The 7,126-nt window shown below is 51.1% G+C and carries 5 protein-coding genes; 3 read left to right on the top strand and 2 right to left on the bottom strand.

What is annotated here, in order from left to right; all coding sequences use genetic code 11:
* The first annotated feature begins 56 nt into the window (after positions 1 to 56).
* Together ACTHUT_RS11875 and ACTHUT_RS11870 are read left to right on the top strand one after the other, a co-directional pair.
* Complete coding sequence (locus ACTHUT_RS11875; RefSeq protein ID WP_137041075.1) at positions 57 to 1,052, top strand: Slam-dependent surface lipoprotein; 996 nt, start codon at positions 57 to 59, stop codon at positions 1,050 to 1,052.
* A gap of 54 nt (positions 1,053 to 1,106) precedes the next feature.
* The gene (locus ACTHUT_RS11870) at positions 1,107 to 3,524 is read left to right on the top strand and encodes a TonB-dependent hemoglobin/transferrin/lactoferrin family receptor (RefSeq protein ID WP_250601160.1); all 2,418 of its coding nucleotides are present in this window, start codon (positions 1,107 to 1,109) and stop codon (positions 3,522 to 3,524) included.
* A 209-nt stretch (positions 3,525 to 3,733) separates the two neighbouring features.
* Here ACTHUT_RS11870 and mnmC read toward each other — a convergent pair whose 3' ends face one another.
* Positions 3,734 to 5,344, bottom strand: coding sequence for an FAD-dependent 5-carboxymethylaminomethyl-2-thiouridine(34) oxidoreductase MnmC (gene mnmC / locus ACTHUT_RS11865; RefSeq protein ID WP_440418820.1), 1,611 nt, complete (start codon positions 5,342 to 5,344; stop codon positions 3,734 to 3,736).
* Positions 5,345 to 5,469: 125 nt separating this feature from the next.
* Between mnmC and ACTHUT_RS11860 the strand changes: the two genes are divergently transcribed.
* Positions 5,470 to 6,060 carry a tyrosine-protein phosphatase gene (locus tag ACTHUT_RS11860; RefSeq protein ID WP_440418819.1) on the top strand — a complete coding sequence of 197 codons (591 nt, stop codon included), beginning with the start codon at positions 5,470 to 5,472 and terminating at the stop codon, positions 6,058 to 6,060.
* A 73-nt stretch (positions 6,061 to 6,133) separates the two neighbouring features.
* Here ACTHUT_RS11860 and cysE read toward each other — a convergent pair whose 3' ends face one another.
* A complete protein-coding gene (gene cysE / locus ACTHUT_RS11855) occupies positions 6,134 to 6,952 on the bottom strand; it encodes a serine O-acetyltransferase (RefSeq protein WP_440418818.1) in 819 nt (272 codons plus the stop codon).
* Between the last annotated feature and the right edge of the window lie 174 nt (positions 6,953 to 7,126).

Raw genomic sequence — 7,126 nt, 5'->3', positions numbered from 1 at the left:
ATTAGTAATACTTATCATTATTGTATTTGAGAAGCTTGTATTTAGAGAGATTGGTTATGAAAATTAATGTATTTATAGTACCCATTGCAACTACCTTTATTTTGACTGCATGTGCAGGTGGAGGTGCATCTGAACCCAAAGTTCCCGTTGCTATTCCGACAGCGCAACCTATCGCCAATGTTAAGCTGAGCGATGAAAGCAGTGCGATACAGACCATCAATACCCTTTCCGGAAAAGGTGGCAGCCTGCATGAAGCGGAGCTCGAAGTAAAAACATCATGGGGCAGCTATACCGATAAGCAATATGTCTATCAAACCCCTTCAGGCAACTATTACAACATCAGCTCATATTCCGACCCGATTGTCCCCTCCTACTCCAGCCCATCTTATGCCCTGCGTACACGCCACGAAGGTCAGCCTTTATCCGAAGGTGGAAAGCTGTTTGTTTGTTGCAGCAGTTCCGGACAGTTCACCTACGCGCCCGCAACCAAACATGATCACCTCAAATTCGGCGCATGGATAAGTTCAGACGGCACGGCAGACCTGTTCGTCGGCGGTAAACCTGTTGGCACGGCGAAACCGTCTTATTACACTCCGTCAGACAGTACTGTGGCAAAAGGCAAGACCACATACGAAGTTTGGGCAGTCCGCGTCCGCAACGGCAATATCGTTACCTCAACCTACGATCCGGGCAAATCCTCCGGGTCGTCTGAAAAAACCGCTCCCAAACTTTCACTGCTGACGGCCAATTTCAACACCAACAAACTCGGCGGCACGATTTTAGGTAATGCGGATTACGGTCCGGACGTCGTAATGAAAGATGTGGGCATTAACGGCGTTGATTTCTCAGGCACTGCCGAATCTGACGGTAAAAACGGCAAAGTCGAAGGAAAATTCTTCGGTCAGTTTAAAGGCGGCGATAAAACAGAAGTCAGCATAGGCGGCAAAGTTACCTTCGATGCTGACAAATCGTTAGATACTGTATTTGGCGGCGTAGAAAATTCATCAGACCGCAATACGACAGATACAAGCTTGACACCTGTCAGCCAGTAACTGCACATCAAGCATTCCAATAATAGATAATCAATATATATTAAGAGGCAAAAAATGTCCTTCCATTTTAAACCTGTACTGCTGGCAGCTATTGTCAGCCAAACTTTCCCTGCCTTAGCGGCCGATCCTATTCCTCAAGCTTATCAGGAGTTGAATGAAGTCAAAGTCATTGGCGGCCGCAAAGTACAAAAACTCGGTGAAGAGAAAATCCGCCGTCAGGCTTTGGATAAACAAATGGTCTCCGATGAAAGCGACTTGGTGCGTTACGATCCGGGCATCAGCGTCGTTGAAGGCGGGCGCTCAGGTTCTAACGGTTTTACCATACGCGGTGTCGATAAAGACCGCGTTGCCATCAACGTGGACGGACTGGCACAAGCAGAAAGCAGGTCGTCTGAAGCATTCCAAGAGTTGTTCGGCGCATACGGCAACTTCAATGCCAACCGCAACACTTCCGAACCCGAAAATTTCTCGGAAGTAACCCTCACCAAAGGTGCGGACTCGCTCAAATCCGGCAGCGGTGCATTGGGCGGTGCCGTCAACTATAAAACCAAATCCGCAAGCGACTATGTTTCCGAAGAAAAGCCCTACCATTTGGGCATTAAAGGCGGCTATATCGGACGCAACAGCCAGAAATTCAGCAGCATAACCGCCGCAGGAACTTGGCTGGGTCTGGATGCATTGATGGTTTATACCCGCCGTTTCGGTAAAGAAACCAAAAACAACAGCGACGCTGCCGATACCGTCATCACCGACAACAAACAAAGCTGGAACCCGAATGCCGGCAGCACCAACTACGGCAGCCGCGGCGTAGCCCGCAGCAAACCCGATCCACAAGATTGGGTAAACAAAAGCACCTTATTCAAACTGGGTTACAACTTCAACGATAAAAACCGTATCGGTTGGATTTACGAGGATTCACGCACCGACCGCACGACGACTGAATTATCCAATATGTGGGCGGCAAACTGGAAAGGTGAGGCTCTGGGCGATACCCGTTCCCGTCAAGATATTTCCTACCGCAAACGCATCGGTTTCGAATACAAAAACCAACTTGACCAAGGACCATGGGACAGCCTCAACCTGCGTTACGACCGTCAAACCATCGACATGAGTACCTGGACTTGGGACTTGCCGACCGATTACGCCCAAAACGGTATCAATAGCGACGTATATCATATGTTCCGCAACATCCGTCAAAAGACCGCACAATATAGTGTAGACACCGAAAAACAAATCGACTTCTCCAAATCGGTATGGGCTATGCAATACGGATTGGGCGGTTCTAAAAACGACAACGGTAATAGCGACCATAGCTATTGGGTACGCCTATACGACCCGAAATATCAAACGTCCAACAACCAAGAATTGACTATGCTGGTCGAAAGCTCCTCCAAAAACCGTTTTGCCTACTGGAACAACACCTTCCAATTCGGCGACAGCAGCCAATACCGCCTCAATGCCGGGCTTCGCTACGACAACAGCAGCAGCAAAGCCAAGGACAACCCCAACTATACCCCTGCCATCCGCGGTCAAATCCCCTATCTTGGCAGCGAGCGTAAACACAGCGGTTTCAGCTACGGCTTAGGATTAGACTGGAAATTTACTCCACATTTGAATCTTCTGGCAAAATACAGTACAGGCTTCCGCGCGCCGACTTCGGACGAAACCTGGCTATTGTTCCCGCATCCTGACTTCTACCTTAAAGCAAACCCTAACCTTAAGGCAGAAACCGCCAAAAACTTCGAGCTGGGACTTGCCGGCAGTGGCAAAGCCGGAAACTTTAAACTCTCCGGCTTCCAAACCCGCTACCGCAACTTTATCGAGCTGACCTACATGGGCGTGTCCTCAGACAACCCCAACAGCCCTAATTATGCGCCGATTTCCGACGGTACCGCATTGGTCAGCTCACCCGTTTGGCAAAACCAAAACCGTTCCTCCGCATGGGTGAAAGGTTTGGAATTTAACGGCACATGGAACCTCGACAGCATCGGTTTGCCGCAAGGTACGCACGCAGGTGTCAATGTCAGCTACATCAAAGGCAAAGCCAAACAGACCAACGAACAGGAAACCCCGATTAACGCACTTTCGCCGTGGTCTGCCGTTTACAATCTGGGCTACGACGCTCCTTCCAAACGCTGGGGTATCAATGCGTACCTGACACACACTGCAGCTAAAAAACCGTCTGACACCGTTCACAGCAGTGATGATTTGAACAACCCATGGCCATTTGCCAAGCACAGCAAAGCCTATACGCTTTTCGACCTGACAGGCTACGTCAACTTGGGCAAATACTTCACCCTGCGCGCCGGTGCGTACAACATCGGCAACAAAAAATACTATACTTGGGAATCGCTGCGCAGCATCCGCGAATTCGGCACAGTCAACCGCGTTGACAACAAAACCCATGCCGGTATAGAACGCTTCACCTCCCCCGGCAGAAGCTACAACTTCACGCTTGAAGCCAAGTTCTAAGGTAATTAGAACAGAAAGGAAGGTTGGTACAGCTACAGCACCACCAACGGCGTTGACCGCGATGGCAAAGGTTTAGACCGCTACCGCGCCCCAGGTCGCAACTACGCTGTATCGCTGGAATGGAAATTCTAAGCAGTTAACGGATAGCTAAAGGCCGTCTGAAAGTTTTAATAACTTTCAGACGGCCTTTTTTATTTACAGCGAAATCCTTAATCGGATAACAACGGTTGCTGCCGAACAATCGCGCGGATGATGGCGCGGTTGGGGTGTAGCGCGGTTCTCAGCCTTTGCGATAGCGGATGCGGCAAGCCGAGTATTTCGGCTGCAATGGCGGCGGCGCAGATGGGGGCTGTCGCCAGTCCGCGCGTGCCGTGTGCCGTATTGATGTAGGCATTGGGCAGGTAAGGGCAGGGGATATTGTCGAGGCGGTAGTTCTTGTCCAATGCCAGCTTGGCGTAGGCGGACTGCATGGCGGCGATGTCGCCGAGTGCGCCGACAACGGGTAAGTGGTCGAGGCTGTCGCAACGTAGGGCGGCATGGCCTTGTGTATTTTGAAGGCCGTCTGAAAACGAATCTTGCTCAAACAGGGATTGTGCCAATGGCGGATTGAGTTGTTGCAGGGCGGTGCGGTTTTCGGTTTCTTCCTGCGGATACCAAGTTTCATCGTTGCTGTTGAGGACAAATGTCGCGCCGTAGCAGTGGCAGCCTTGCCAGCTCGGGCTGATGTAGCTTTCGCCGGAAATGGCGCAACGCAGTTTTTGTGAAAACGGGCTGGCGGATACAACGCCGGTTTGTCCGCGGATTTGGCGGAAAGGCAGGGCGGAGACGTTGGTGTCGGCGGCAGTCGGGCTGTGCGCGCCCATACAGTAAACGATATGGCTGGCGTTGAAATGCGCGTCCAGCGTGTGTGCCGTCCATTGTGTGCCGTCATGTGATACTGCGGTCAGCGGCGAATGTTCGTGCAACTCAATCAGCGGATGATTCAATAAGGTATGTACAACGGCGGGCGGATTCAGCCATACGCCTTGCGGCCAGTAAAGGCCGTCTGAAAATACGTCTATGCCTGCGATGGACGCAGCCTCTTCGGCAGATACGCTGCGGTAGAGGTGTTTATGCTGGTGTTGCAAACCCAAGGCCTGATTGCGTTTGCGTTCACTGTCATCAAAATTCAAATGCAATACGCCGTCGCCGCCCCATACGTCGGAGTCGGGCAGCAAGTCTTCCAGCAATCGGCGCGTGTAGCCGTAGCCTGTCAGCAGCAACTCGGTTTGTTCGGTATCGTGTGGCGAGATTTTGGCGTAGAGCAAGCCTTGGCGGTTGCCGCTGCCTGCCTGCGCCGCTTTGCCTGCCTCCAAAACCGTAACGTGTACGCCGTGTTCAGCCAGTTTGCGCGCGGTCGCTGCGCCGGCAATGCCTGCGCCGATAATCAGGACGTGTTCGGGCGCGGCTTGATGTTCAGGCCGTCTGAACCAAGGTTTTAGAGGAATAGGGGCGGATTGGGGTATGGCTTCGGTTTGCCATTGGATATGATGGAAATGTTCGTGTAAGCGGTCGGCGCGGTGTGGCGGAACCAGCCAGAGATGCACATCAGGCAATAGGTTTTCCAAAACATTGACGCTGTTGAACTGAAGACACTTCATGGCTTGAGCAAGACGGTTGTTCAGACGGCCTTCAAGCTCGGAGGGATGATTCGACAGCGGAAAATCGGGAATACGGTTTTCAGGCAGGCAGACAATCAAATAAAGCGGTACGGTATGTTGTTCGATTGCGCGGCAAAGGGTAGCAAGGGAAGGCGTGGTGTTCCAAGCAAGGTAGGTCATGATGAAAGGCCGTCTGAAAAAAGAGGCTTTATTGTAACGCGGTTTGCGCGGATAGAATATCCGAACGGGTTTTGAGAGAATCGCATGATATTTTGATTTCCAAGTGATTTTCATACAGGAATTTTATGCGCCGTCTTTTATTGTGCCTTCTCGCTTCCGGCTTGCCCATCGCTTGCTCGTCCGTGCCGCCGGATAACGGCAGCAAAGCCGTTCAGTCCGAGCGTTGGGCAACCCCCGTCAAACACGATGCCAACCTTTATCGCATCGACGACAAGCTTTACCGCAGCGAGCAGCCTGTTGCCGAAGATGGCGAAGCCATCGTCAAACTGGGCATTCAAAGCGTGATCAACCTGCGCTTTTTCGACCGCAACGATGACGACCATTTGAAAGAGTATGGTTTGACCTTGCTAAACCGTCCGTTGCTGTCATGGAGTATTAAGCCGAAAGAGATTGCAGAAATCCTATACCTGATTGAAAAACAACAGCAAAACGGCGCAGTGCTTATCCATTGTTATCACGGCGCAGACCGTACCGGTTTGATTGCCGGAATGTACCGCATCATTTATCAAGGCTGGCCGGTGGAAGAAGCAAAAGCCGAAATGCAACATGGGCCTTACGGTTATCACAGCATTTGGAAAAACATTGCCAACCTGTTTACCGAAGAGAAAGTCAAGCAGGTTAAAATGCACTTGGAAGCCTTGCGCAAACGCGGTTAACACTAAGATTTAAATCATAAAAGGCCGTCTGAAAGAACAAATCTTTCAGACGGCCTTTTAAATGGTAGATTGCTTAAATCACAAAATCCGTAGTCGATAATTGAATGTTTTGATCCATATCGGCAGACGGGGTTTTGGACGAGCGGCCAACCGGTTTGGCCGGTACGCCGACAACGGTAATCGATGACGGTACATCGGCAACCACCACGCTGCCTGCGCCGATTTTGGCATTTTCGCCGATGCGGATGTTGCCCAAAATCGAAGCGTTCGCACCAATCATCACGCCATCGCCGATTTTCGGGTGGCGGTCGCCGCTTTCTTTGCCCGAACCCCCCAGCGTTACGCCGTGGAGGATGGAAATATTGTTGCCCAAGACGGCGGTTTCGCCTGCCACAAAACCGGTGGCATGGTCGAGCATCAAACCATGACCGAAACGGGCGGCCGGGTGGATATCGACACCGAAGGCTTCCGACATGCGGTTTTGCAGGAAATACGCCAGCGTTTTGCGGCCGTTTTGATAAAGCCAATGGTTGATTCGGTGCGCCTGAATGGCGTGGAAACCTTTGAAATACAACAGCGGCAGCGAATATTCGTCACAAGCGGGGTCGCGCTCGTAAATGGCTTTCAAGTCGGCCTCGACACATTTGCTGATACGGGTGTCCACGCTCAAAGCCTGCTGGTAAATTTCAAACAGGGCGCGCACGTCCATAATCGGGCTGCCGAGTTTGCTGGAAAGATGGTAGGCAAGTACCGAATCGAGCGAATTGTGGCGCAACACGGTTTGATGCAGGAAACTCGCCAGCATCGGTTCGGTCGCGGCGGCGGCTTCAGTTTCTTCGCGGATGGTGTGCCACAGATTAAAATCGGTTGAATTCAAATGGTCTTTTTTCATATTCGAGGCCGTCTGAAGAATAAAATCAGATGGCTATCTTACCGTTTTCCAACGTCTTTTAACAAGGTATTTGATAATCGACGTTCAAATGCTTGAAGTTTTTTCAGACGGCCTTATATATGAAACATCGAATATCAACACGCTAAAAGGATGTCAGAAATGACGGAGCATAAC

This window comes from Neisseria sp. P0022.S010 (assembly GCF_051956635.1).
The sequence above is the reverse complement of the archived record's forward strand: the minus strand, read 5'-3'. Positions and strand labels throughout refer to the sequence as shown.